This is a genomic window from Vibrio salilacus, from assembly GCF_002811245.1.
Lineage (GTDB): Bacteria > Pseudomonadota > Gammaproteobacteria > Enterobacterales > Vibrionaceae > Vibrio > Vibrio salilacus.
Genome location: NZ_NIVQ01000002.1, coordinates 247,307 through 273,490 on the forward strand (window position 1 = coordinate 247,307; position 26,184 = coordinate 273,490).

General features: G+C 42.7%; 22 protein-coding genes and 2 tRNA genes. 18 read left to right on the forward strand and 6 right to left on the reverse strand.

Going from position 1 to position 26,184, the window contains the following annotated elements:
- Positions 1-17 precede the first annotated feature (17 nt).
- Positions 18-989, reverse strand: coding sequence for a lytic murein transglycosylase (locus CDZ87_RS02525; protein ID WP_100752027.1), 972 nt, complete (start codon positions 987-989; stop codon positions 18-20).
- Positions 990-1,036: 47 nt separating this feature from the next.
- Positions 1,037-1,324, reverse strand: coding sequence for a YcgL domain-containing protein (locus CDZ87_RS02530; protein WP_100752028.1), 288 nt, complete (start codon positions 1,322-1,324; stop codon positions 1,037-1,039).
- Positions 1,325-1,485: 161 nt separating this feature from the next.
- On the opposite strand from CDZ87_RS02530, the gene minC reads away from it, so the two are divergent.
- The 3 genes from minC to minE are packed head-to-tail and all read left to right on the forward strand — an operon-like array spanning position 1,486 to position 3,249.
- Entirely contained in the window at positions 1,486-2,148 is a 663-nt protein-coding gene (minC, locus tag CDZ87_RS02535; RefSeq protein ID WP_100752029.1) for a septum site-determining protein MinC, read from the forward strand.
- Positions 2,149-2,166: 18 nt separating this feature from the next.
- Positions 2,167-2,979, forward strand: a complete 813-nt coding sequence (gene minD, locus CDZ87_RS02540; RefSeq protein ID WP_100752030.1) for a septum site-determining protein MinD — start codon at positions 2,167-2,169, stop codon at positions 2,977-2,979.
- 6 nt (positions 2,980-2,985) lie between these two features.
- Positions 2,986-3,249 carry a cell division topological specificity factor MinE gene (gene minE, locus CDZ87_RS02545; protein WP_100752031.1) on the forward strand — a complete coding sequence of 88 codons (264 nt, stop codon included), beginning with the start codon at positions 2,986-2,988 and terminating at the stop codon, positions 3,247-3,249.
- A gap of 313 nt (positions 3,250-3,562) precedes the next feature.
- On the opposite strand, the gene adhE is transcribed toward minE, so the two are convergent.
- Positions 3,563-6,262: a bifunctional acetaldehyde-CoA/alcohol dehydrogenase gene (gene adhE / locus CDZ87_RS02550; protein WP_100752032.1), complete on the reverse strand. Its 2,700-nt coding sequence runs from the start codon at positions 6,260-6,262 to the stop codon at positions 3,563-3,565.
- A 613-nt stretch (positions 6,263-6,875) separates the two neighbouring features.
- Here adhE and CDZ87_RS02555 point away from each other — a divergent pair.
- Complete coding sequence (locus tag CDZ87_RS02555) at positions 6,876-7,514, forward strand: YchE family NAAT transporter (RefSeq protein WP_100752033.1); 639 nt, start codon at positions 6,876-6,878, stop codon at positions 7,512-7,514.
- Positions 7,515-7,666: 152 nt separating this feature from the next.
- Here the strand turns inward: CDZ87_RS02555 and asd are convergent, their stop codons facing one another.
- Positions 7,667-8,785 (reverse strand): aspartate-semialdehyde dehydrogenase, encoded by a 1,119-nt coding sequence (gene asd / locus CDZ87_RS02560; RefSeq protein ID WP_100752034.1) that lies wholly within the window; start codon positions 8,783-8,785, stop codon positions 7,667-7,669.
- Between the two features lie 440 nt (positions 8,786-9,225).
- On the opposite strand from asd, the gene nhaC reads away from it, so the two are divergent.
- A complete protein-coding gene (nhaC, locus tag CDZ87_RS02565) occupies positions 9,226-10,659 on the forward strand; it encodes a Na+/H+ antiporter NhaC (RefSeq protein WP_100752035.1) in 1,434 nt (477 codons plus the stop codon).
- Between the two features lie 35 nt (positions 10,660-10,694).
- Here the strand turns inward: nhaC and CDZ87_RS02570 are convergent, their stop codons facing one another.
- Both CDZ87_RS02570 and yejK read right to left on the reverse strand, forming a co-directional pair.
- Entirely contained in the window at positions 10,695-11,915 is a 1,221-nt protein-coding gene (locus tag CDZ87_RS02570; protein WP_100752036.1) for an Hpt domain-containing protein, read from the reverse strand.
- Between the two features lie 108 nt (positions 11,916-12,023).
- Positions 12,024-13,025 carry a nucleoid-associated protein YejK gene (yejK, locus tag CDZ87_RS02575; RefSeq protein ID WP_100752037.1) on the reverse strand — a complete coding sequence of 334 codons (1,002 nt, stop codon included), beginning with the start codon at positions 13,023-13,025 and terminating at the stop codon, positions 12,024-12,026.
- A gap of 84 nt (positions 13,026-13,109) precedes the next feature.
- On the opposite strand from yejK, the gene CDZ87_RS02580 reads away from it, so the two are divergent.
- From CDZ87_RS02580 to CDZ87_RS02635, 13 genes are all read left to right on the forward strand, one after another.
- Complete coding sequence (locus CDZ87_RS02580) at positions 13,110-13,325, forward strand: YejL family protein (protein WP_038172971.1); 216 nt, start codon at positions 13,110-13,112, stop codon at positions 13,323-13,325.
- Between the two features lie 35 nt (positions 13,326-13,360).
- Complete coding sequence (locus CDZ87_RS02585; protein ID WP_100752038.1) at positions 13,361-15,166, forward strand: DUF3413 domain-containing protein; 1,806 nt, start codon at positions 13,361-13,363, stop codon at positions 15,164-15,166.
- Positions 15,167-15,220: 54 nt separating this feature from the next.
- Positions 15,221-15,297: transfer RNA gene (locus CDZ87_RS02590), tRNA-Pro, on the forward strand.
- 274 nt (positions 15,298-15,571) lie between these two features.
- Positions 15,572-15,662: transfer RNA gene (locus CDZ87_RS02595), tRNA-Ser, on the forward strand.
- 79 nt (positions 15,663-15,741) lie between these two features.
- On the forward strand, positions 15,742-17,097 hold the full coding sequence (locus tag CDZ87_RS02600; protein WP_100752039.1) for a tyrosine-type recombinase/integrase: 1,356 nt from the start codon (positions 15,742-15,744) through the stop codon (positions 17,095-17,097).
- Positions 17,090-17,473, forward strand: a complete 384-nt coding sequence (locus tag CDZ87_RS02605) for a hypothetical protein (protein ID WP_100752040.1) — start codon at positions 17,090-17,092, stop codon at positions 17,471-17,473. The genes CDZ87_RS02600 and CDZ87_RS02605 overlap by 8 nt, the downstream gene beginning before the upstream one ends.
- A gap of 9 nt (positions 17,474-17,482) precedes the next feature.
- The gene (locus CDZ87_RS02610; RefSeq protein ID WP_000342585.1) at positions 17,483-17,671 is read left to right on the forward strand and encodes a hypothetical protein; all 189 of its coding nucleotides are present in this window, start codon (positions 17,483-17,485) and stop codon (positions 17,669-17,671) included.
- 261 nt (positions 17,672-17,932) lie between these two features.
- Entirely contained in the window at positions 17,933-18,337 is a 405-nt protein-coding gene (locus CDZ87_RS02615; RefSeq protein ID WP_000127617.1) for a DUF6088 family protein, read from the forward strand.
- Positions 18,338-18,339: 2 nt separating this feature from the next.
- Positions 18,340-19,281 (forward strand): nucleotidyl transferase AbiEii/AbiGii toxin family protein, encoded by a 942-nt coding sequence (locus tag CDZ87_RS02620; protein ID WP_100752041.1) that lies wholly within the window; start codon positions 18,340-18,342, stop codon positions 19,279-19,281.
- Between the two features lie 8 nt (positions 19,282-19,289).
- Positions 19,290-21,125: a type I restriction-modification system subunit M gene (locus CDZ87_RS02625; RefSeq protein ID WP_339373782.1), complete on the forward strand. Its 1,836-nt coding sequence runs from the start codon at positions 19,290-19,292 to the stop codon at positions 21,123-21,125.
- The gene (locus tag CDZ87_RS17485; protein WP_339373783.1) at positions 21,122-21,877 is read left to right on the forward strand and encodes a hypothetical protein; all 756 of its coding nucleotides are present in this window, start codon (positions 21,122-21,124) and stop codon (positions 21,875-21,877) included. The genes CDZ87_RS02625 and CDZ87_RS17485 overlap by 4 nt, the downstream gene beginning before the upstream one ends.
- Positions 21,867-23,093: a restriction endonuclease subunit S gene (locus CDZ87_RS02630; protein WP_100752042.1), complete on the forward strand. Its 1,227-nt coding sequence runs from the start codon at positions 21,867-21,869 to the stop codon at positions 23,091-23,093. Before CDZ87_RS17485 ends, CDZ87_RS02630 begins: the two co-directional genes overlap by 11 nt.
- A 117-nt stretch (positions 23,094-23,210) precedes the next feature.
- Entirely contained in the window at positions 23,211-26,150 is a 2,940-nt protein-coding gene (locus tag CDZ87_RS02635) for a type I restriction endonuclease subunit R (RefSeq protein ID WP_245834631.1), read from the forward strand.
- Positions 26,151-26,184 lie beyond the last annotated feature (34 nt).

Genomic DNA, 26,184 nt, shown 5'->3' on the forward strand with positions numbered 1-26,184 from the left:
TTGAATATATTGTTTATTTATAAACTAATTCTATCCGCCAAATGACTGACGGCAAGAGCGAAGTAGTAAGAGCGATTCCACTTCATTAAAACATTGTAGTTATTGTACACCAGATAAACACGACCATTAGCGTCATCAGGAGCGATCAACCAAGCCTTAATATCCTTATCAAGTTTGGGCAGCGGACGACCATCGTAGCGAGTGACGCCAAGCTCACTCCACTGCTGTAAATACTTACCTTTCTCGTCACTACGACCTTGAATGTTGGTATCAAACCCTTGCGGCAGTTTAACCTGACGCCCCCAAGTGTATGTATCACTCCAGCCTGATTGACTGAGATAATTGGCCGCAGAAGCAAAAACATCCGCTTCAGTGTTCCAAATATCTTTCTTACCATCCTCATTGCCGTCAGCGGCAAAGGCAAGAAACGAACTCGGCATAAATTGACATTGCCCCATCGCGCCAGCCCAAGAGCCTTTGAAATCGTTGAAATCGATATGCCCTTCCTCAAGGATTTGCAGCGCAGCCATAGTTTCTTTGCGGAAAAAGGCCTCTCTTCGCCCATCGTAAGCAAGGGTCGCCAGAGCATCAATCACTGGGTAGTGACCAGTAAAAGTACCAAAGTTACTCTCGACTCCCCAAAGTGCGACAATAAAACGTGGTTGAACGCCATATTGGTCGCCAATCCGACTCAGATCAGCGTAATGCTTCTGGTAGAGATCTTTGGCTTGTTTGACTTTCCAGTCTGGCACAGCGCGTGGAATGTACTCATCAAGAGTGAGCCTTTTCTCTGGCTGGTTTTTATCCGCTTTAACCGCACGCGGTTTATGCTTGACATCTGAAAATGCCTGGTTGAGCACTTGTTCTGAAATACCTTTTTGACGGGCTTCTTGTTTTAAGCCTTCGACATATTGTTCGAAGCTCGCTGGGTTGGCATTCACCGAACTGGCGAGAGCGAGACCTAATACGACTGACAGTAGTTTTTTCACATTGCCCTCCTTGAGCAATAGAATCGGCAACCTTAGTTATAGCGTTATTATTGTTTAGATTGCTGGCGAGTTTGTTTGTGCTCTTTGTATTCGTCTAATAAATTTTTTGGTGGTGGTGGAAGCTGTAAAAAGTAACCATCATCTAGTAGCGATTGCTTCACTTTTTCAATATCAACCTGTGCTAACGTTCGTCCGTCTAATTTGACCACCATAACCATAGTAGGTTTGCCAAACATCTGCATCAATGTGTCAGGAACTTGTGAAAAATCATCCTTTTTAGGAATGTATAGATAAGCGCCTTCTTTTTTAGCACTTTTGTATATTGCACAAAGCATTGTGAGCCTTTAGTCCGATTATTGGGTGGAACGTTAATGTTTCGCTATTTTTGAGAGCAAAACGGTCAATTGAGCGCAAGATAACTTGCTGTGCTTTTAATGGGAATATAACATGACACCCCTAGTCTCAAGCAACGCCCTTAAGAGGTTGTAAGTAAAAGATGCCACATACCCCAGACCTAAAAGGCAGTAGCTTTACTTTGTCAGTTTTACACCTTTCTGACAATGATATTGACAGAACAATCGATTTTCTACAGCAAAAGGTAGAGCAAGCACCAGCATTTTTCTCCCATGCGCCAGTGGTGATCAATATTGCCCAAGTCGAGGGTGAATTAGATTTTCAGAGACTAAAACAGGGCATTTCCCAAGCGGGCATGATTCCCGTAGGGGTGACTGGCTGTAAAGATAAACGGACGCAAAACCTAGCCTCTGAAGCTAAATTTGCCGTGATGTCAGCCAGTAAGTCGCCGTCCCAAGCCCCGGCGACAATGGCACCGACAAAAGTTATTCGCACTCCGGTCCGTTCTGGCCAGCAAATTTATGCTAAGGACGCTGACTTAGTTGTGCTCAATCATGTCAGCGAAGGCGCTGAGGTGATCGCAGATGGCTCGATCCATATCCATGGCACATTGCGTGGCCGCGCAATCGCTGGAGCAAGCGGCAATACTTCAGCCATGATAATCTGCAACAAACTTAATGCAGAACTGATGTCAATTGCCGGACACTACTGGCTGACCGAGCAATTCCCAGAGCAGTTCTGGCAACAAAAAATAATGTTCAGTTTGGACAGCGACTCGCTCAAGTTTGAGTTGTTAACAATTTAAAAATAAAAGGAACGGATAATGGCACGCGTTATTGTTGTTACTTCAGGTAAAGGCGGAGTGGGTAAAACCACATCTAGTGCCGCGATCGCTTCTGGTCTAGCGGTAAAAGGTAAAAAAACCGCAGTGATCGACTTTGATATCGGCTTACGTAATCTCGACTTGATCATGGGCTGTGAGCGCCGCGTCGTTTATGACTTTGTTAACGTCATCAACGGTGAAGCAACTCTCAATCAAGCGATGATCAAAGACAAACGCACAAAAAACCTGTTTATTCTGCCTGCCTCACAAACACGCGATAAAGACGCACTGACTCGAGAAGGCGTGCGCCGTGTTCTCGACGAACTCGATGAGATGGGCTTTGACTTTATTATTTGTGATTCCCCTGCTGGTATCGAGCAAGGGGCATTAATGGCACTATACTTTGCAGATGAAGCGATTGTCACCACTAACCCAGAAGTCTCGTCTGTCCGTGACTCGGACCGTATCTTAGGTATCCTTGACTCGAAGTCTCTCCGTGCCGAGGAAGGGTTAGAACCGGTAAAACAGCACCTACTGTTGACCCGCTATAACCCATTGCGCGTAACGCAAGGTGAGATGCTCAGCGTTGAAGACGTTGAAGAGATTTTGCACATCGGCCTGCTTGGTGTTATTCCAGAAAGCCAAGCGGTATTGAATGCCTCAAACAAAGGTATTCCAGTCATTTTTGATGAACAGTCTGATGCTGGTATGGCCTACGCCGACACCGTCGAACGTCTGCTTGGCCAGCAAGTGGATTTCCGCTTTCTGACTGAACAGAAAAAAGGCATTTTCAAACGACTATTTGGAGGCTAACACGGCATGTCATTACTAGAGTTTTTCCGCCCGCAGAAAAAAACGTCGGCCAACTTAGCCAAAGAGCGACTACAAATTATTGTCGCCGAGCGTCGTAGTGAGGGCGATCCTGCGCCTTCCTACCTACCTCAACTGAAAGAAGATATTCTTAAAGTGATCGCTAAGTACGTCGCAGTAGATCCATCAATGGTCGACCTAACCTTCGAACACAAAGACGATGATATCTCGGTGCTTGAGCTAAACGTCAAGTTACCTGACGAAGAAAAGTAGCGATAAGCGATAAGCGATAAGCGATAAGCGATAAGCGATAAGCGATAAGCGATAAAATCCCGCAAGGTTGACGTTCAGGCGTCAACCTTTTTTCTGCATTCTAGATGTTAGCCTCTAATAAAAACTTAACTCGGTACTGAGGGATGTTCCTCTAGCAGAGCAGATCTCGAAGCGAAGCGTTATAATATCTAGAAGGTCGAAGTCCACTCTCGCATCTAAAAAAAGCCCCAGTCTCTCGACTGGGGCTTGTTCTTTTCCCGATGTTTAGTAGGTTTCGTGCTAGCGAAAGCCTATCTCATCACTAACATTTTACTTATGCGTTAGCTTTTGCTTTCTTCGATTTTGGTGCGTCTTGAGCAACTTGATCTGCTTTCTTTTTGATTACAGTCGTACCTTCAAACGTTTCGCCTTCAACGTATGGTTGGCCGAAGTAAGAAGTTGTTAGCACTTCTTTTAGCTCAGTGATTAGAGGGTAACGTGGGTTAGCACCTGTACACTGGTCATCGAACGCTTCAACCGCTAGCTCGTCTAGTTTCGCCATGAAGTCAGATTCAGCAACGCCCGCAGCTTGGATAGACAGTGGAATGTCTAGGTCAACTTTAAGCTCTTCTAACCAAGTCAGTAGACGTTCAATCTTCTGAGCAGTACGGTCACCAGCTTGGCTTAGGCCTAGGTGGTCAGCAACTTCAGCGTAACGACGACGTGCTTGTGGACGGTCGTACTGAGAGAATGCAGTCTGCTTAGTTGGGTTATCGTTCGCGTTGTAACGTACCACGTTTGAGATAAGTAGTGCGTTAGCAAGACCGTGTGGTAGGTGGAACTCTGCACCAATTTTGTGAGCCATAGAGTGACAAACACCTAGGAATGCGTTCGCAAAAGCAATACCAGCGATGGTTGCTGCGTTATGTACTTTCTCACGAGCGATTGGGTCGCTTGCGCCATTTTTGTAGCTTGATGGTAGGTATTCTTTAAGCATCTTAAGCGCTTGAAGAGCTTGGCCATCTGAGTATTCGTTAGCAAGAACAGATACATAAGCTTCAAGAGCGTGAGTTACTGCATCGTAACCACCAAACGCTGTTAGAGACTTAGGCATGTTCATAACAAGGTTGGCATCAACGATAGCCATGTTTGGCGTAATTTCGTAGTCAGCTAGTGGGTACTTAGCACCAGTCTTGTCGTCTGTAACAACAGCGAATGGAGTAACCTCTGAACCTGTACCTGAAGTTGTAGTGATACAGACAAGCTCAGCTTTTTGACCCATTTTAGGGAACTTGTAAATACGTTTACGGATATCCATAAAGCGCATTGCTAGTTCTTCAAAGTGAGTGTCTGGGTGCTCGTACATAACCCACATGATCTTAGCCGCATCCATTGGAGAACCGCCACCTAGAGCAAGGATTACGTCAGGCTGGAAGCTCTTCATTGCTTCAGCACCTTTCTCAACAACAGATAGCGTTGGATCCGCTTCTACGTCGAAGAAAGTTTGCACTTCGATGCCTTGTGCTTTAAGCAGGTTAACTACGTCATCTGCGTAACCATTGTTGAATAGGAAACGGTCAGTTACTAGGAATGCGCGTTTCTTGCCTTCTAGGTCGCTCATTGCGATTGGAAGGCTACCACGACGGAAGTAGATAGACTTAGGTAGTTTGTGCCACAACATGTTTTCAGCTCGCTTCGCTACAGTTTTCTTGTTGATAAGGTGCTTAGGACCTACGTTCTCAGAGATAGAGTTACCACCCCATGAACCACAACCTAGAGTTAGAGAAGGTGCAACGTTGAAGTTGTACAGGTCACCGATACCACCGTGAGTCGTCGGGATGTTGATTAGGATACGAGCCGTCTTCATCTTGTCACCAAAGTAACGGATGCGGTCTGCGTTAGTATCTTGGTTAGTGTAAAGACCAGATGTGTGGCCGATACCACCGATTTCAACCATAGTTACCGCTTGAGCAACTGCATCTTCGAAGTCGTCTGCGCGGAATAGACCTAACGTTGGAGACAGTTTCTCATGAGCGAATTCGTCATCGTAAGACACCTTACCAAGACCTTCACCTACAAGCACTTTTGTATCAGCAGGAACTTTAACACCCGCCATTTCAGCGATTGCTGGAGCAGGTTGACCTACGATTTTAGCGTTTAGGTTGCCGTCGATAAGCAGCACTTTACGTACTTTATCAGCGTCAGCTTTAGATAGAACGTGAGCTTTGTGAGAAGCGAAACGCTCTTTAACTTCGTCATAGACTTCGCTAACAACGATTGCAGCTTGCTCAGAAGCACAGACAACACCGTTATCAAACGTTTTAGACATAAGGATAGATGCTACAGCACGTTTAATGTCAGCCGTTTCATCGATAACAACAGGAACGTTACCTGCACCAACACCGATAGCAGGCTTACCAGAAGAGTATGCTGCTTTCACCATGCCTGGACCACCAGTAGCAAGGATAAGTGCAATACCGTCGTGCTTCATAAGCGCGTTAGAAAGCTCTACAGATGGTTGGTCAATCCAACCGATGATGTCTTGTGGTGCACCTGCGGCTACTGCTGCATCTAGAACCAGTTTCGCTGCGTCGTTAGTTGAGTTCTTTGCACGTGGGTGTGGCGAGAAGATGATACCGTTACGAGTCTTCAAAGAGATAAGAGATTTAAAGATGGCTGTAGAAGTTGGGTTCGTTGTTGGAACGATACCACAGATAATACCGACAGGCTCAGCGATAGTCATTGTGCCTAGGTTGTCATCTTCTTCTAGGATGCCACACGTTTTTTCGTCTTTGTATTTGTTGTAGATGAACTCTGAAGCAAAGTGGTTTTTGATAACTTTGTCTTCAACAATACCCATGCCAGACTCAGCAACCGCTTGTTGTGCTAGCGGGATACGAGCATGGTTAGCTGCTAGAGATGCTGCGCGGAAGATTGCGTCCACTTTCTCTTGTGAGAAAGTCGCGAACTCTTCTTGAGCCGCTTTAACGCGAGCGACGAGAGCGTCTAGTTCAGCCAAATTAGTTACAGGCATAGTGAATCTCCTAAATTAATAAATATTAAAAACTTTTTATTAAGGTCACTGTTATCTTCAAAACAGACGTCTTAGTAAATTGCTTTCAGGGCTGAGTATATTATTTCAGGTTGTGAAAAAAATTGACCCAGATCAGTTCTGGAAAACTATTTACTCATCTCGTGTCGGTCTCTGTGAATTTTAAGACCTAACACATTGAATATTAAAGACTATCAACAGTTGTGGCATTTGAACAAATTATCACCACTTAGAACAATTTTCTTGAAATACGACAACATTTTGTAAAAAGTTTTCATTTTTTGACTACAAACTTACATGTAGTCCGCAAACCTTGTGCCACTGAGAGTATATCTGAAGACCAAATTCCTCTAGCGTAATACTCAATTTTTATTGAAAGTGTGCGAATGTTAACGTTTGTGTACACAAGCAGGCCTGACCGTGCCATTTTACGCAACAAAGTGTGACGTTAATATTTACATTCCTTTCAGGCATAAGATTTTCTCAGTAATGAAATCCCTTTGACGTTAGTTTTTTTCATTCGTTCATGAGCATAATTTAGACTATATTCCGCAAATCACCTGTTCTTTATCTCACCTTAGTGGAGGTATCGTTTATGCAAACTTTCGATGCTGCTATTTTCTTGCAGTTTTTCCTTGGCTTAGTCGCTGCGGTCAACCCTGTGGGTATCATGCCTGTTTTTGTTTCTCTTACTGGCCACATGACCATGGAAGAAAAACACAAAACAGCAACAACCGCTAACCTAGCCGTTGCGATTATTTTGATTATGTCATTACTCGCGGGGCAAATGCTGCTCGACATGTTCAGCATCTCACTAGACTCATTCCGCGTCGCTGGCGGATTGCTATTGCTGAGTATTGCGTTTTCAATGATGAGCGGTAAGTTGGGCGAGGATAAACAGAACAAACAGGAAAAAAGTGAATACGTTAGCCGCGAACAAATTGGTGTGGTTCCATTGGCAATGCCTCTAATGGCTGGTCCAGGCGCAATCAGTTCAACTATCGTCTACGGCGCACGTTACCCAAGCATGCTCGATACTGTTGGCATTGCGCTGACGATTGGCCTTTTCTGCTTGTGCTCTTGGTTGCTGTTTCGCTCAGCACCATTAATTGTTCGATTCTTAGGTCAAACCGGCATTAACGTCATTACTCGTATCATGGGTTTGATTTTGGGCGCTTTAGGCATTGAATTTATCGCCAATGGTCTACGTAACCTCTTTCCTGGGTTAGCTTAATCATTTGGTGAAAGAGGCTTTAGCAGTGGGGAGCGTCCTCTTTGTTGTAATGATGATCGCTAAAAAGGCTGACGTATTCACGTCAGCCTTTACTTTTTACTAAAGTGCCGGATCAGAAATTAGAGCATTTCCGACACTAACACAACCTCGCACTATTCACTTTTCTCGGCAAGAATAATACGCAAAGTACGACGAAGTGGCTCAGCCGCACCCCACAGCAATTGGTCACCAACGGTAAAGGCATTTAAGAAATCATCACCCATGGCCATTTTGCGCAAGCGGCCAACAGGGACTGATAGCGTGCCAGTGACTTTGGCTGGTGTCAGTTCGACGGCCGTGATGTCACGATCATTTGGAATAACCTTAACCCAATCATTGTGCGTAGCGATCATCTCTTCAATCTCATCCATCGGTACGTTTTGCTTGAGCTTAATGGTAAGGGCTTGAGAGTGGCAGCGCATTGCACCGATTCGGACGCACGTGCCATCGATTGGTACAGGTGCATTTTGGAAACCAAGGATCTTATTCGCTTCCGCGCCAGCCTTCCACTCTTCTTTACTCTGACCATTATCGCGCTTCACATCGATCCATGGGATCAATGAGCCCGCCAAAGGAACACCAAACTTGTCCGTCGGGAACTGGGCAGAACGCATGGTATCTGCGACTTTCTTATCGATATCCAAGATAGAACTTGAAGGGTTTGCCAATTCAGAACTGACTGAGTCGTTAATTACTCCCATTTGAGAAATCAGCTCACGCATGTTTTGCGCACCCGCACCAGAGGCGGCTTGATACGTCATCGCGCTTGTCCACTCAACCAAGCCCTTTTCAAATAAACCACCAAGGCCCATTAGCATTAAGCTAACGGTACAGTTACCGCCAACAAACGTGTTGGTGCCAGCATGAATACCTTGTTGGATTTGACTTAGGTTAACAGGATCTAACGTAATGATTGAATCTTGCGCCATACGCAGTGTTGATGCCGCGTCAATCCAGTAACCTTTCCAACCTGCTTGACGTAGTGCTGGGTATACTTGCTCTGTGTAGCTTCCGCCTTGACAAGTGATCACTGCATCTAGCTGTTTGAGGCTCTCAATATCAAAAGCATCTTGTAGTAATCCAGTATCTTTGCCCAAATTTGGAGCTGGGATACCAACTTGAGATGTGCTGTAAAATACCGGCTCGATAAGATCGAAATCTTTTTCTTCTACCATGCGTTGCATCAGGACCGAACCTACCATGCCGCGCCAACCGACTAAACCTACTCTCATTCTCAACTCTCCATGTAATCTAATTCAAAGGGAATACACCAATATTCATTGTTCGAAACAAAATCTCAAGGGAAATCGCGTTAAACGGTCAAATTTCAGTCACATCTAATCATTTACTTGATCAAAGATAAATTTGGCTGATTTTATCGCCGTTGTTATCTGGTTTTACCTAAAAGCATCAAGATGAAACAACGCCGAAAAACTCGTGCCACAAGTCATTTACATTACAAAACATTTCATTTTATTAAATTTAACCTAATACGACATTTTAGTCTGCATTTTAAACATAAAAAAGACTCAAATCACAGCAATTGGACATTTTCTCGAAATAATATCCTAGCTACTGTAAAGTGCATCCTACTAAAAAAATGGGCTCACACCCTTTCTACATAAAACTCATTTGCTTGTATGCACTCATAACACTAATTAAGAGGCTCCTCATGACACAACACTCCCCACGCCTGCCTAGCTTGTTGCAGGTTGTTGTCTCACTTGGGTTATTTCTTCTGCTTGCGTTCTCGTTCACCGCGAAGCTTGATCTCCCAATTCAACTGGCTTTGTATATTGGCTGGTTCATCATTATCGTTCTTGGCATTCGTTTAGGTCATCAATACAAAGATCTCGAAGCGGCGGCACTTAATGGTATATCAAACGGTTTAGGCGCAGTATTGATCCTATTGGCAGTTGGTGCTTTGGTCGGCACTTGGATTTCGGGTGGTATTGTGCCGACCATCATTTACTACGGTCTGAAAGCGATTCATCCCTCTATTTTCCTTCTCGCGACTATGATTATCTGTTCGTTGACTGCACTGGCAACTGGTACTTCTTGGGGGGCTGCTGGTACTGCTGGTATTGCCATGATGGGTATTGGTCAAGGCCTTGGCGTCCCTGCACCAATTACCGCTGGTGCCGTACTGTCAGGGTGTTATTTCGGCGACAAAATGTCTCCACTGTCGGATTCAGTAATTTTGGCTTCTTCTATGTCAAATGTTGAGGTCATGGAGCACATTAAAGGCATGCTGCCAGTGGCGCTAATTAGCTACATCATCACTGGTATTATGTTTACCGCATTTGGTTTCCACTATGCAGGTAACGTAGATATGTCCCAAGTGCAATCGGTTATCCAAGCCATGGAACAACAATTCTACATCACGCCTTATTCGTTCGTTCCAGTCATTATCGTATTGGGTCTTTTGGCCATGCGTATGCCTTCATTCCCAGTGATTAGCTTTGGTTCTCTGTTAGGTATTATCTGGGCGGTGATGATCCAAGACGTCAATTTCCTTCAAGCATTCAACACCGCATGGGCACCGTTTGAAATAGAATCTGGCATTGGCTTTATTGACTCTATTCTAAACCGTGGCGGCATGTCCTCAATACTTGGCTCTGTCGCAGTGATCGTATTTGGTCTTGGTTTTGGTGGTCTGCTTGATAAAGTCGGTGTGCTTGAAACCATTGCTAAACTGTTTGAGAGAAGAGTTCAAAGCGCCGGTTCACTGGCCACCAGCACGATTGGAACTGCGTTTATGGGTAACGTTTTTGGTTCTGCAATGTATGTATCTTTAATTTTAACGCCAAAAATTTGCGCTAAAAACTACGATCGCTTGGGCTACAAACGTAAAAACCTATCGCGCAATGCTGAATTTGGCGGCACGTTGACTTCAGGCATGGTGCCTTGGAGTGATAATGGTATATACATGGCGAGTATTTTAGGTGTGGCGACGCTGTCTTATGCTCCGTTTATGTGGTTGAGCTTCGTTTGTATTATCGTCACTATCGTCACTTCATACATGGGCTGGTTCGTCGATAAATGTGAACCAACCGCTGAGGCGAGTGAAGAAGAGCAAACGCAATTAGCCAATCAAACCGTTTAATATCTGAAGCGCCTCCTATGAGGCGCTTTGTTATTTTAGGATTGATGACTTTGTAAAAATTGCTCACTTTCATCAATCGCTCGATCAAGTCGCAGCTTAAGCTCTTTCATCACCGAATCGCTCGGCTGTTGGCCCGATTTGATCGCAAGTTCTACTTCTCCAGCGACTTCACGTAACTTCATCGCAGCCAAATTGCCCCCTACCCCTTTTAAACTATGTGCCTTGCGCTGTGCATCTTGAGGGGCATCCCTGAGTAATTGCTGTATTCTTTCAGCGTCACCAGTATGATCTTCGATGAAGACCTCCAATAACATGCAAACAGACTCGATATCATTGCTTAGAGAATCAAGCATTTTATCAAAATCGATCTCCGTTTGATCTTTTAACTCCGTCATCGCCATCTTCTCCACATTTTCAGACACAGATTCAACCGCCTCAAACCGTGGTGGTGTCGTTACAAGTGACTTGCTGGTTTTTTTTACAGGCTGGGAGTAACGTAGGCTATAAGCCATCAAACCAACAAGCAGACAAAGGGTCAGTAAAGTTATCCCACCAGCCATCAGAATATAATTAGTGAGCAAACTATTGAACGCAATACGTTGTGCGTTGACCTGAGCGTAAACATCGTGATTCATGAGTTTTTTTAATATGTACTGACTCTGAGCATAACCACTCAGTACTTGCGAAACCTGCGCCAATGCTGATTGCAAATCTTCGGCCTGCTGAGCAGGCAGTGTTTCACTAAAAGTATAGATATCATCAAGCTCACGATAAATTGCGGGATTAGAGTCATTTTCACTAAAAATGGCATCCAGTACGTTAGTGGCCAATTTAAGATACAGCTGTAAAATCTCAGGCTCAAATTGATACTTTGTGCGCATCGTGCGCATCGCTTCGACCAACATCAATAGATTTATATTGTTATCCAAGTAGATTTGAGTCTGCTCAATATAGCGATCTGTGGTGTAAAACAGCTGCTGTGTATCAGGCACGAACCAGTAGTCTTGGCCGTGAGCCTCTATTTGCAACCGAAGCGCATAGACTAATTGCAGGTCGAGAGACTCAACATCGGCACGCTTAATTCGTGACGGTGCATCAAGTGACAATGACTCACGAAGGCCTTGCAGAGCACTATCGAGTTCATAAATTTGTTCTTTGGTTGTGAACGTAGAACGGTAATTATTGGCAATCAGTAACATACTGATCAGCCAAAGGATCACTAGCCCCGCTCCAAGTTTGAGTGTCTTGCCACCCATGCTCATCCTTAAAAAATATAAATTCCCTTTAATACAAGCATATACATTGTGGCGCAGAAGTGGAGGACTAACGACAAAAATGTTGCGGTTAGTCCTTGGGTGATGAGGTTATTTATTGCGTGTCAGTTGATCGCGCAAGTTAGGTGGTGTGCCCTTAATGGTTAAGGTATCGGTTTCTGGATCGTAGAATACACGTTCACCCATCAGCAAACTGTCGAAGCTGATATTTAAGCCACCGCCCGCTCCGACATACTTTGTTAGTTTACGTACCGTGGCGCGATCAGCAGGAAAGCTCTCTTCCAACTCATAGCCTTGAGCTTGGGTATAGTCGAGAAAACTTGTGCCATCTTGTGATGGTGGTAATCCACCGGACAATTCACGAACCTGCACTTCATCGCCCACTTTGATCTGTTCATTGCAATAATCCGCAACTTGTTTCTTGTAACTGATCACTTCGTCTTTTTCGAGCTTTGAATCGGCACAGAAATCATCAACAGCTTGCATCAATACTTGGTTTTGTTGTTTGGTATCTAAACCAACTTCCGCTTGGAGAAAATCTAGGAAGAAGTCCGCCACTTTACGGCCGACACGACCTTTAATGTAAGCCAAGTAACGATTGGATTGTTTGTCGGTAGCATAACTGGTTAAATCGATGCGTGCGGCAATGTCCATCTTGCTCAAATCAAGGTGATCGGTCGCGCTAATATCTAGGCCTTCGGTCACTTTCAAGCTCTGGTTCGATGGGATAATCGCCACGAATAAATAGTCCGTGGCTAAAGATTGATATTCCGCAATGACGAGAATACCTTCATCAGCAAATGGGTATTTGGCTAGCTCGTTTTTGAGACGATTGGCACTTAATTGTGAGAAGTCATAAAAGCTTTGCTTTTCTTGACGTAAATCTTGCAACCACAACTGAAATTCGCTGTCAGACTTAAAGCTGCCAAAACCTTTGCCGGCTTTTGAATGAAATACTCGATGAAGCTCAGCAACCAGATTTTCAGTTGCAGCATCATTGGCAAGAGATTCAGCACGAAAGTTGACAACGAGTTCATCTGAATCGTTTTTTTGTAATTGGTGAAGGATAACGTTAGAGAGATGAAGGCTCATGATGAAATTTATCGCTGCGTAGGTTTCAGTTGCGTGGCATTGTAGGTTATCATAAGCCGCTTTACTATCATCATTAGAGTCTTTATGCCGATTACATCTAAATACAGTGACGCAAAAGTAGAACGCATCCTAGCGGAAGTTGCTGCTGTACTTGAAAAACATTCAGTTGGTCCAGATCTTGCGTTAATGATTGCAGGCAATATCGCTACCAATGTCTTAAATCAAGATGTTGGGGCTTCACAACGCAAAGCAATTGCTGAAAAATTCGCACAAGCACTTGTTTCTTCAGTTGAAGAATAAAACACCACAATAATAACGGATAATAGAACACTGACATGGTCGATAACGGAAACACATACGGCGAACGCGTGTCGCGTTTAGTGGGTTGGGGGCATTGGTTTGCCTTTTTCAACATCATTGCGGCAATGCTTATTGGAACCCGTTATATCACTCAGTCACCCTGGCCAGAAACTTTGCTCGGCCAGCTTTATCTTGCGGTATCTTGGGTTGGTCATTTTGGCTTTCTGGTTTTCGCTCTTTACTTGCTAGTTCTATTCCCGCTGACATTCGTCATACCGTCACGCAAGCTGTTCCGTTTGCTGGCGGTCTGTTTTGCTACCGTTGGCTTAACGATACTATTGGTCGACACTCAGACCTATCAAACCATTAACTTGCACCTAACGCCTGTGGTATGGGAAGTTTTGTTTAGCGATGAAAGCTCAAGAATAAGCACCGATCTTCAGCACTTGTTTGTTGTACTACCTCTGATCTTTTTACTGCAATTGGCCTTATCAGAGTGGGTATGGCGTAAACAACGTAAACTGTCTCACAAACATGTTGGACGCCCTATCTCTGCACTGTTTTTTGTCAGCTTTATCGCCAGTCACCTAGTTTACGTTTGGGCTGACGCCTATTTTTACAATCCAATTACCGCCCAACGCGCCAACTTCCCGCTCTCTTATCCGATGACAGCAAAGTCGTTCATGGAACGCCATGGACTGCTTGATCGCGAAGAGTATCTGCAGCGTCTTGAGCAAAATCAAGACAGTATCGAGTTGGTTCGTTACCCGCTAGAACACATTGAATTTAACCGCCGCGCTAACCCACTCAATATCATGATTGTTAGTGTCAATAACCTGCGTAGCGATGTATTAACCGAAGCATCGATGCCCGCCATGCATCAGTTCGCTAATAGCCACCAGAATTTCACTAATCATTACAGTTCGAGCAATGACTCATTTGGTATATTTGGTCTATTTTATGGCCTACCAAGTAGCTACGCGAGCAGCATTAGGACTCAAGGCTCGAAACCCATTCTTATCGATACACTGATCGATAAGAACTATCAATTCGGCTTATTTAGCGGCGATAATTTTGACGAGCCTCTCTATGGCGAGACCGTATTTCGTGGCATGAGCTTCAACGGTATCGCTTTTAACGATACCGAATCAGCAGACTCGCAAGCCATCAATGCTTGGGCCAAATGGGCACAGCAACAAGGTAAAAAGCCTTGGTTTAGTTACCTAGAGCTCACCACCGTCGACAGTTTTACGGCTTACAGTGACACCAATAAAAATCAGTCTGCTGAAGAGAAACTGAAAGCGGGATATCTTAAGTCCGTGGCGACAGCCGACCTTGAAATCAAGACCGTTCTTGAGCAGATTAAAGCGTTAGAGCTTGAAGACAATACCGTGGTGGTTATCACATCCAACCATGCGACGGAATTTAACGAAACAGGGTCTAATAGCTGGGGGTCAAACTCCAATTTCAGCCAATATCAGCTAAAAGTCCCGATGGTTATTCAATGGCCAGGAAAAATCGCCGCCGAATATCAGCACAGAACCAGTCATCTCGATTTATCGGTAACGATTCTGCAAGACTTATTAGGCGTCTCATCGAATCCAAACGATTTTAGTAGTGGACGTAACCTGTTTGATGAGCGTAATCGTCGTTGGATTTTAGCTGGTGATTCACGTGAGCTGGCATTGATTACGACCAAGAACACCACGGTAATTGATAAATTTGGTAACTACAAATTATACGATGCCAACTATCAGCGCTTACAAGATGATAACCCGACCTTGCCGGTCTTAATGCAAGGTTTGACTGAACTGCAACGTTTTTACGCTAAAAGCAACTAAATCATAATGTTATGGGATTGACCCAGGGCCACTTTATGTTTAGATTATAGGTATCGGATATTAGCGCAGCTTGGTAGCGCACCACTCTGGGGGAGTGGGGGTCACTGGTTCGAATCCAGTATATCCGACCAATCACACCTGAAAAAGAGAGCTTCGGCTCTCTTTTTTGCTTTTCGAGGATCAGCATTTGCGCACAAGCATAATTGCGACGATCACCACGATATTTTATTTGTAGCGTCGATCATCGTAATGAGCCTCAACGCCGCCTCTCGCCCAAATCCACTAGGAAAAGTGTAAAAATTAGTCATTCGAACTCATTTTTAAAGCCAAGCGCTTAATAATGAATCAATCGTTACATATAGGGGTTTACAAGTTTTCTCAACCCCTATATTATCCGCCCCATACGGAGAGATGGCTGAGTGGTTGAAAGCACCGGTCTTGAAAACCGGCATACGTTAATAGCGTATCTAGGGTTCAAATCCCTATCTCTCCGCCACATTCAAGCCCTTGATTTATCAAGGGCTTTTCTCGTTTTAAGACAATCAAATGTCACCTAATACACATAGGTGATACATATGTATTTGATTAAATTGAGCAATAACGTGTTTTATACACGTATTTCAACTCCCGTTATGTTACAAACTTCTCTTGGGTATCCGAGGGAAATTCGTCTCTCACTTCTGACTAAACACCGTAGGCTAGCTTCTAAGCGGAATTCTCAACTTTCTGGCGTAATCCACACTTTGTACGAGCAAGCACTCACTGAGAGGATTCCTTACGCCAGTTTTAAAATGGACCTTGATGCTCAAGTAGCAAAGGTTCGCCAGCAGTTTAGCTCTAACCTTCTCAAGGTGGATAACCCACAATCAAAATGTACAATAGTTAGCATTAATAATGAGGCAAGGATAAAGGTTCAACCTGCTCCTGCTCCTGCTCCTGCTCCTGCTCCTGCTCCTGCTCCTGAAGTAAGCGTAAACCGTAATCTGGCTGACAGACAAGTACTCATCACCGAGTTAGGCAACTTTATCCATAGTAAACGCTTGGAAAAAGTGACACCACTGACTCTGACGCAGTTGAATCAGCGTTGTACCAATTTCTTGGATTATCTGACCAAGCAAAACGTCAGCTTATCTGCCAAAGCTGCCACCACCTACAGAGATCACTTGATTGAAAAAGGATTAAGCTGCAAAACGGTAAAAGAATACATTTCAGCTAACAAACAGTTCTTTGATTACTGCGAACAGATCGAACTCATTGATAAAAATGTCTTCAAAGCCATAAAAGCACCGAAGACTCGTGGTACAAAAGCATCACAGCAACGTGACCGCTGGCAGTTGAAAGAGATCAAAAAGCTATTCTCCAGCTCTGAATTTCGTAAAAAAGACGCTCAGTTTCAGTGGACAACTAAACTGCAAATTTACCAAGGATGCCGCCCTTCAGAGGTTTGTCAATTAACAACCCATAATATCCAAATGATTGATGGTGTCCCATGCATCTCGATTTCTGATTCCGAAGCAGATCAGAGGCTAAAAACGACCAATGCTTTCCGCATTGTCCCCTTGCACAATCAATTGATAAAAGAAGGGTTTCTTGATTATGTGCAAGAGCGCCGAGAGCAAAAGCAGAAACAGTTGTTTAACTATAAACCACATGGCGAGAATAAAGATTGGTCATTTCGATACCGCACTAACTTAGGAAAATTACAAACAGCAATTGGAATGAAGCCGAATGCTCGACCAACGTCTTACTCATTCCGACACACTTTTATCGATGAGTTAAAGATTGCTGATACACCTGAGCATGTCGTTGCGGAGATCGTTGGTCATGCTCACCCTAACATTACGTATGGTCGCTATGGAAAACAAGCTCAAATTCAGCAATTACATGATGCTGTTAACAAATTCCCATGTCTGGAGGTGAGCGATGCGTAAACTAGCGAATTTTGAGCTTCAAGCCGTGACAGAAGCGTTGGAACATGCAGATTTCACTCAAGAATATGATTTTACGCATCTAGTCAGTTGTGGAATAAACATCGAACATATCCGCCGAGTTTATCGCCTTAAGTTGTCCTTAAAACGTAACCCCTCTAGAACGATTTTTGATGAACTAGACAGTGTCTATTTAATTTATTCCACTATAGAGTCATTTAGCCAGCTAAAACTAATATTGGGTTATGAATTGCAAGATGATGAACAAGAACGTGAGGATAAGCTTCTGTTCCTAATGCACTTTCTTGAACAGCATGGAATGCGACTTCAAACGAATGGAATCCAAGTACCATTCTCAGTTTTCGTCAATTTGATGTAGAGAGTTGTTATGGATGATAATCAACTAATAGACAATGCTCTGACTTTAGATACTTTTGCCATGGTTAGAATTGTGAACGATGGGGATGCTTGGGTTCAATATGGTGACAATATTAAAATCGTTACCAGAGCGAAAGCAGCAAATATCACGGCGGAAGTACTTAAAGTCATTGCAAAAGAGCTGAATAGACAAGAGTAGTAACATCGATACATGGCGGCTTCTGCCGCCTATTTTAAAATAATACAGAATCTAGCCGTTCAGAACCTAAATAAAGTGACATAAACTATTTCGAGTAAGGTGATAATTTACAAGATCAAGATTAATTATTAAAATACAATTAGTTAGAATCACTCCACTTTGCTTTTATGCCGCATTTCGTCTTGTTGAAATGCCGTATTTATTCCTATTGGCAACATGGTAAGTTATACTGAAGACAATATGTAAGCGAAGGAGGTTCAAATGACAGCCGTTGAATGTATTTATCAAAAGATAAAACGCTCTAGACGTTACGTCTTTGAACGTAAAGACTTTGATGATGTAGCAAGCTACGACCAGGTTGGACGAGCGCTAAGACAACTAGTTAAACAAGGTGATTTGATTAAGATTGGCTACGGTCTGTATACCAAAGCCAAACTCAACAGCCTAACGGGTAAACCTATGCCTACACACCCTGGCGGTACTGATGCTCTGATGCGTGAAATTTTGAAGATGAAAGGCGTCGATTTTGAAATGGATAGCCTCTCTTGGCAAAGCCTTTCAGGTCAGAGTACTCAAATCCCTTCATCCGTCCAGTACTCATGGAACCCAAAGCAATTTAATCGCAAATTAGTCGTAGGTAACAGAGTACTTAATTCACAAAATTGACGATGAAAAAACTAAAACAACAATTCTTAGAGGTTTCCGATGCTTTAGCACTCGGAAACCCAGCGATCATTGAAAAAGATTATTGGGTCGTCGCTTTACTTGCGGAGCTTGAAGCACTCTCAGTTGAAACACACAAACTGGTTTTCTCAGGTGGTACGGCACTTGCCAAATCTGATGTCAAAATACTCCGTATGTCAGAAGATGTAGATATTAAACTCATTCCTTCACAGGAGTTTGTCGCCTTAAGCCGTGGTAAAAAAAAGGCTTTACGGAAAGCATTGGTTGAGCAAATCGAAGCGAGAATCGCACAATCAGGTCACTTTGCTATCGAAGATAAATTAGTACGTGACGAATATCGATATGTGGAATATGAGCTTAAATATCCTCAACAATTTAGCCAAGCTCCTTGCTTGCGTCCAATTATCAAGCTTGAGTTAATGGAAACGATTTCTCTTCATGCGATAGAAGAACGCTCCATACAATCGTTGGTTTCAGAACTTTACCAGCAATCAAGAGAAGTCAACGCGTTTGCTTGCGTTTCTATTCAGGCAACTTTGGTGGAAAAAGTTCTTTCTATGCTCCGCCGTACCATGTTGGTCAAGCGTGACTCGGAGCGAAACGATGATGCCACTTTGGTTCGTCACATTTACGATGTTCACTGTATCGATATCGCGGAAAAAACTACTAGCGAAACACTCGCACCACTTTTTCACACGGTTTTACAAGAAGACATCCAACGTTTTGGCAACCAACATGCCGAGTTTGTTGCAGATCCTGTCAATGAATTGAATCTCGGGTTACAAGAATTAGAGAGTAATCCCCTCTTTCGACAACGTTTTGATGACTTTGTAAAACCAATGGTATTTAACCCACAACCACACGATTTTGATACGTGCTTTGCTTCATTTAAACGAATTGCGAAGTCAATGATAACAACCATTTAGAGTAAAAAATGAATAAACAACAGCTTGCCGCCAAAATTTGGGAATCGGCGAACCAGATGCGTTCTAAAATTGAAGCCAACGACTACAAAGATTACATTTTGGGCTTCATCTTCTATAAGTTCTTGTCTGATAAACAAGTTCAGTTCTTACTCCAAAATGACTTTGATAACGAATTGATTTCAAAGGTAAGTGAAGCGGATGCCGACACAGTTAAGTTTGTCCAAGATGAACTAGGTTACTTCATTGCATATGACAACCTGTTTTCAACGTGGGTCAATGACGGTAAAGACTTTGACATTGCGTATGTTCGTGATGCTTTGTCTGCTTTTAGTCGATTGATTAACCCTGATCACAAAGACTTGTTTGATGGCATTTTTACCACTCTCGAAACAGGCTTAAGTAAACTGGGGGAAAGTGCCGCAGCGCAAACCAAAGCGGCAATGAGCTTAATCCATCTTATCAATGACATCCCGATGAAAGGTAAGCAAGATTATGATGTGCTTGGCTTTATCTACGAGTATCTAATCAGCCATTTTGCAGCAAATGCGGGAAAAAAAGCAGGTGAGTTTTATACGCCTCATGAGGTTTCCGTCCTGATGTCTGAGATCATGGCTGAACACCTGAAAAATCGTAAAGATATTCAGATATATGACCCAACAAGTGGTTCTGGTTCATTATTGATTAACATTGGTCAATCAGTAGAAAAACGCCTTGATGCGCAAAACAACATTCGCTATTACGCTCAAGAGCTAAAGCAAAACACTTACAACTTAACTCGCATGAACCTGTTCATGCGCGGAATTTTGCCAAACAACATAATCACTCGTAATGCCGATACTTTGGAAGATGATTGGCCGATTGATAACGAGAAAACCCATGAACCGATGCGTGTGGATGCAGTGGTGTCAAACCCTCCTTACTCGCAAAAATGGGATCCTGAATTTAAAAACAAAGACCCCCGTTATGCACCGTTTGGCTTAGCACCAAAAACTAAAGCTGACTATGCATTCTTACTGCATGATCTGTATCACCTCAAGCCAGATGGTATCATGACCATCGTTTTGCCGCATGGCGTCCTATTTCGTGGCGGTGATGAAGGTAAGATCCGCGAGAACTTAATTGAGAAAAACCATATTGATGCCATTATAGGTTTACCTTCGAATATCTTTTTTGGTACAGGTATTCCAACTGTTATTTTGGTGCTAAAGCGGATTCGAACAAGTGATGATGTACTGATTATTGATGCATCAAAAGGCTTCATTAAAGACGGTAAAAATAACAAACTACGTGCTTGTGACATCAGGCGCATTGTCGATACCGTGAGTGAACGCCAGCCCCAAGAAAAGTATGCAGCATTGGTCAGCCGCGATACTATTCGTGCAAATGGCTACAACCTTAATATCCCTCGTTATGTTGATTCTTCTGAAGAAACTGAAAGCTGGGATATCTATGCCTCAATGTTTGGGGGGATTCCTAACAATGAGTTGGAAAGCTTGGCTCACTATTGGCAAGCGATGCCTAACCTTAAAGAGAGTTTATTCTCGCCAACGTCTAGTGAGTACTCGGCTTTAAAAGTCGCCGACGTCAAAGCAGCAATTGATCGCCATAGCGATGTTAAACAATTCAAAGCGCAGTATCACCAAGCGTTTGGAGGTTTTGAAGCTTACCTTAAACAAAGCTTGATTACGGAGTTGCTACAGGTTAAGCGTTCTCAGCAACAAGATATCTTAAGTACCGAGATATTTACACGCTTAAAGGGTATTCCATTAATTGACAAATACGACGCTTACCAATTGTTAGATGACCACTACAATGGCAGCTACTCAATGCTGACCTTGAAATGATCCAAACAGAAGGTATAGAAACCTGTAAAGTCGTTGAACCTCATATGGTGACTAAAAAACAAAAAGGTAAAGACGTTCAAGTACAGGATGGATGGCTTGGTCGCATTTTCCCATTTGAGCTGGTAGAGAAGACTTACCTCACCGAGGAGGCTGCCAAAATCCAAGCGATAAATGAACGTCTGCAAAGTATCGATGCTGAGATTCAAGAACTGTTTGATTCATTAAGTGAAGAAGAAAAAGAAGCTGAGTGTGTCAATGAAGATAAAACAGGCTTTATCAATGCCCTTCTCAACAAAGAAGTAAAACAGATTAAGGATGATAAGAAAAAAGGCGAGACTTTTGCTAAAGATAGCTTCGAAACCAAGCTCTTGACAGTGGCTAAACTCCAGACAGAAGAAAAAGCGCTGAAAAATAACCTCAAAGAGCAAAGTGAAGCGCTTCTAGAGGCAACTCGTACTAAAATTCTTAACCTAACTCCAGACGAGATAGATCACTTGCTGTTGCTTAAATGGGTAAAACCGATAGTGGAATCATTAAACCAACTACCTGATCTGATGTTGCAGCAACTCACGAGCAAGCTACAAGCACTAGCTGGAAAATATGCTCAAACTTACAGCGATATTGTTCGTGAAGCTAAAGTGGTCGAACAGCGTTTGGTTACTATGATGGGCGAACTTCAAGGTAATGAGTTTGATGTGAAAGGCTTAAAAGAACTACAACAGTTTCTAAAAGGTGATACGCATGGTGAGTGAAGTGAAATTACTACAACCTCGCTTGCGTTTTGTTGACTTTCATGATGATTGGACTCAGCAACGAATTGGCTCCATCCTTACGGATATATCTCGACCAGTTCAGTTGCTAGACAATGAGTTATATCAGTTAGTTACAGTAAAGCGCCGCAATGAAGGCGTTGTACCTAGGTCTGTTGTCAAAGGTAAAAATATTTTAGTAAAAAACTATTTTGCTATTAAGGCTGGCGACTTTCTAATTTCAAAGCGTCAAGTTGTTCACGGTGCGAACGGTATTGTTCCAGAATCTTTGGATAATGCCGTTGTATCAAACGAATATCTTGTAGTAACAGACAATCAAAAAATAACTGCTAAATTTTGGAGCACGATTTCCAAAAGGCCAGAAATCAAAAAACTGTATTTCATTAGCTCATACGGTGTAGATATTGAAAAACTAGTTTTTGATATCGCTGACTGGAAAGAAAGATCTATCCTAATTCCAGAGCTAAATGAACAACAGAAAATCACCGATTTCTTCCAAAACCTAGACCAACAAATAAAACTGCATCAAGACAAACACAATAAGTTACAGCAGTTAAAACAGGCTATGTTAAGTAAAATGTTCCCGAAAGCTGGACAAAAAGTACCAGAAGTACGCTTTGCTGGGTTTAGTGATAGTTGGGAAGAAAAGCTCTTATCAGCCATTTGTACCAGAACATATGGAGGAGGAACTCCAACTACATCCAACTCTTCGTATTGGGGAGGTGAAATACCTTGGATTCAATCTTCAGATTTAAATGAAAAGTCAATTACATCAAAACCTAAAAAATCAATAACATATATTGGTTTAAAAAACTCTGCCACTAAGCTAGTCCCTTCTAATTCTATTGCAATTATAACACGTGTTGGTGTCGGTAAACTGGCCTTAATGGATAAACCTTATGCAACAAGTCAGGATTTTTTATCTTTAAGCAACTTAAAAATTGGTGGTTTGTTTGCTACGTATTCGCTCAAAAAGTTGCTAGGAAAAATAATACATTCCGTGCAAGGAACTTCAATTAAAGGAATAACCAAAGATGAATTACTATCAAATAGCATTATGGTTCCAGTTAGCATAGAAGAACAAGAAAAAATTGGCCAATATTTCCAAAATCTCGATAACTTAATTGCGCTCCAGCAACAAAAGATCGATAAGTTAAAGAACATTAAACAGGCCTGCCTTGGAAAAATGTTTGTTTAACAACACTTTAAGATGTAAATGTCTAAATGATCACAGCCATCGCGCTGTGATCTCTTTATGATTTTATTTTCCAGTTTGAGCCCTGCTTATAAGCCGCCCTATACGTAAGGAAACCTTGTGACCTACACCAGTGAAGCCCAATTTGAACAAGATGTTATTACCGAACTTTGCAAAAAAGGATGGGAAGATCATGTGCTTAGGAATCTTACTGAAGATGACCTGCTGCACAACTGGGCTAATATCCTGTTTCAAAATAACAACACGATTGACCGTCTCAACAATGCACCTTTGACCAAAAGTGAGATGCAACAGATTGTTGAACAAATCATTCAGTTAAAAACGCCGCTCAAGCTCAATGGCTTTATCAATGGTAAAACGGTTTCAATCAAACGTGATAACCCCGCAGATGAACTGCATTACGGCAAAGAAATCAGCTTACATATTTATGATCGCCAAGAAATAGCCGCAGGAAAAAGCCGATACCAAATCGTTCAACAACCTCGCTTTACCCGTAAAAGCGCAGTGCAGCACGACCGAAGAGGTGACTTGGTACTGTTAATTAATGGTATGCCTGTTATCCATTTGGAGTTAAAACGTTCTGGCGTACCTGTGATTGAGGCTTGTAATCAGGTAGAGAAGTATACACAAGAAGGCCACTTCAGCAGTGGTATCATGGCGTTAGTGCAAGTGTTCGTCGCCATGAACCCAGAAAAATCACTCTATTTTGCCAACCCAGGTATCGATGGCACGTTTAACCATGATTACTATTTTCAGTGGGCAAACAGTAACAATGAGCCTGTTAACCGCTGGCATGATGTCATTGCTGATTTATTGTCTATCCCTATGGCTCACCAGTTGATAGGCTTCTATACCGTTGCAGATAACGCTGATGGTATTCTCAAAGTGATGCGTAGCTATCAATATTATGCCGCGAATGCCATTTCGAAAAAGGTCAGTAGCCTTGACTGGTCAATCAAGAACAAAGGCGGTTACATCTGGCATACCACAGGGTCAGGAAAAACAATGACCAGTTTTAAATCGGCGCAGCTTATCGCCAATTCAGGTGATGCTGATAAAGTTGTGTTCCTGGTGGATCGCATTGAATTAGGCACACAGTCATTGGAAGAATACCGAAGCTTCGCAGAAGCCACTGACGATATTCAAAGCACTGAGAATACTTATGTCTTGATCGATAAACTCAAGAGCACCAAGCCTAGCAACTGCTTAATTGTTACGTCGATTCAAAAGATGAGCAACATTCATGATGAAGGCCAGTTGCAGACTGCTGACATCGATTTAATCAATCAGAAACGTATTGTGTTTATTGTTGATGAAGCCCATCGTTCCACTTTCGGCGATATGCTCACCACGATCAAAGCCACCTTTCCTAATGCCGTCTTCTTTGGTTTTACTGGGACTCCGATTCAAGAAGAAAACCAGAAAAAAGACAGTACAACCAGTACGATTTTTGGTGATGAACTCCATCGCTATAGTATTGCTGACGGCATCCGTGATGGTAACGTTTTAGGCTTTGACCCCTATAAAATCATGACGTACCTAGATAGCCACTTACGCCAAGCGATTGCATTAGAGAAAGCCAAAGCACTAGACGTGAATGAAGTTTTTGCAGATCCAGCCAAAACTAAAATTTACGATAAGTATATGGATAGTGCACGAGTGCCAATGGCAACTTGTGAAATTAATGGGAAAACCGTCAGAGGGATTGAGGATTTACTTCCATCAACTCAATATGATAGCATCGAGCATAAGCAAAAAGTTATTGATGATATTCTAGCCAACTGGCCTCGCTTTAGTCGTGCAGGTAAGTTTCACGCAATATTTGCTACTCATAGCATTCCTGACGCATTAGAGTACTACCGTTTATTCAAGCAGCAAGCACCGCAGCTCAAAATTACCGCGCTGTTTGACCCCAACCTAGACAATAAAGGTGGAGCTGTAGTTAAAGAAGCGGCATTAGTTGATATAATAACGGATTATAATCAAGCATTTAACACGACTTATACGCTACCAACTCACGCACACTTCAAAAAAGACATTGCTGCTCGCCTTGCTCACAAGAAACCATATCAATATATCGAGCACCATCCTGATCAACAGTTAAATCTTTTAATAGTGGTGGATCAAATGTTGACAGGGTATGACTCTAAATGGGTGAACACCTTATATCTCGATAAAACTCTTGAGTATGCGAACATCATTCAAGCTTTCTCGCGTACCAACCGTTTGTTTGGCTTAGATAAGCCTTTTGGCAATATTCGCTACTATCGCAAGCCACACACCATGGAACAGAACATTAATAAAGCTATTAAGCTTTATTCTGGCGACCGTCCGTATGGTTTATTTGTTGATCGGCTAGAAGATAACTTACACAAGCTAAATGACGTATTTTCTGAAATCGAGGCTCTATTTAACAATGAACAAATAAGCAACTTCAACCAGTTGCCAGCAGACGATGCAGCATGTGGCAAATTTGCTAGTTTATTCAATGAGTTCAATAAATATTTAGAAGCTGCGAAAGTACAAGGTTTCAACTGGCAAGAAGATAGCTATCCGTTTGATGACACGGGTAAAGTAGTTGATGTCGATTTCGATGAATCTCAGTTCCAAGCTCTGCTTCAACGATATAAGGAACTATCTTCTTCAAATGGAAACAATAGTAACTCTCCTGCGGTTCCATACGCTATATCTGGCTACTTGACTGAGCAAAATACGGGGCGAATAGATCATAACTATATGAATGCGCAGTTCACTAAGTTTTTGAAAGAGCTTGATCAACCGAACGTGACACCAGAACAAATGCAGAGAACATTAGATGAATTACATAAGTCATTTGCAACGTTAAATCAGGCAGAACAAAAGCAAGCGCATAAGCTACTGATCGACATTCAGTTGGGGAATATTATTATCGATGCGGGTAAAACCTTCAGGGATTACATCACTAGCGCTCAAGCTGAAGAAGAAGAGCAAGCTTTTCAAGAGATGATTGACGCATTAGGCTTAGATGGAACCCAGGGTGAGATCGCGAACATTTTTTAATCAAATCAATGATCGATTTGACGATCACATTTAG

Coding starts and splice junctions, on each gene's coding strand:
- CDZ87_RS02530 (WP_100752028.1), bottom strand. CDS start 1,324: ATGCTTTGTGCAATATACAAAAGTGCTAAAAAAGAAGGCGCTTATCTA.
- minC (WP_100752029.1), top strand. CDS start 1,486: ATGCCACATACCCCAGACCTAAAAGGCAGTAGCTTTACTTTGTCAGTT.
- minD (WP_100752030.1), top strand. CDS start 2,167: ATGGCACGCGTTATTGTTGTTACTTCAGGTAAAGGCGGAGTGGGTAAA.
- minE (WP_100752031.1), top strand. CDS start 2,986: ATGTCATTACTAGAGTTTTTCCGCCCGCAGAAAAAAACGTCGGCCAAC.
- adhE (WP_100752032.1), bottom strand. CDS start 6,262: ATGCCTGTAACTAATTTGGCTGAACTAGACGCTCTCGTCGCTCGCGTT.
- CDZ87_RS02555 (WP_100752033.1), top strand. CDS start 6,876: ATGCAAACTTTCGATGCTGCTATTTTCTTGCAGTTTTTCCTTGGCTTA.
- asd (WP_100752034.1), bottom strand. CDS start 8,785: ATGAGAGTAGGTTTAGTCGGTTGGCGCGGCATGGTAGGTTCGGTCCTG.
- nhaC (WP_100752035.1), top strand. CDS start 9,226: ATGACACAACACTCCCCACGCCTGCCTAGCTTGTTGCAGGTTGTTGTC.
- CDZ87_RS02570 (WP_100752036.1), bottom strand. CDS start 11,915: ATGGGTGGCAAGACACTCAAACTTGGAGCGGGGCTAGTGATCCTTTGG.
- yejK (WP_100752037.1), bottom strand. CDS start 13,025: ATGAGCCTTCATCTCTCTAACGTTATCCTTCACCAATTACAAAAAAAC.
- CDZ87_RS02580 (WP_038172971.1), top strand. CDS start 13,110: ATGCCGATTACATCTAAATACAGTGACGCAAAAGTAGAACGCATCCTA.
- CDZ87_RS02585 (WP_100752038.1), top strand. CDS start 13,361: ATGGTCGATAACGGAAACACATACGGCGAACGCGTGTCGCGTTTAGTG.
- CDZ87_RS02600 (WP_100752039.1), top strand. CDS start 15,742: ATGTATTTGATTAAATTGAGCAATAACGTGTTTTATACACGTATTTCA.
- CDZ87_RS02605 (WP_100752040.1), top strand. CDS start 17,090: ATGCGTAAACTAGCGAATTTTGAGCTTCAAGCCGTGACAGAAGCGTTG.
- CDZ87_RS02610 (WP_000342585.1), top strand. CDS start 17,483: ATGGATGATAATCAACTAATAGACAATGCTCTGACTTTAGATACTTTT.
- CDZ87_RS02615 (WP_000127617.1), top strand. CDS start 17,933: ATGACAGCCGTTGAATGTATTTATCAAAAGATAAAACGCTCTAGACGT.
- CDZ87_RS02620 (WP_100752041.1), top strand. CDS start 18,340: ATGAAAAAACTAAAACAACAATTCTTAGAGGTTTCCGATGCTTTAGCA.
- CDZ87_RS02625 (WP_339373782.1), top strand. CDS start 19,290: ATGAATAAACAACAGCTTGCCGCCAAAATTTGGGAATCGGCGAACCAG.
- CDZ87_RS17485 (WP_339373783.1), top strand. CDS start 21,122: ATGATCCAAACAGAAGGTATAGAAACCTGTAAAGTCGTTGAACCTCAT.
- CDZ87_RS02630 (WP_100752042.1), top strand. CDS start 21,867: ATGGTGAGTGAAGTGAAATTACTACAACCTCGCTTGCGTTTTGTTGAC.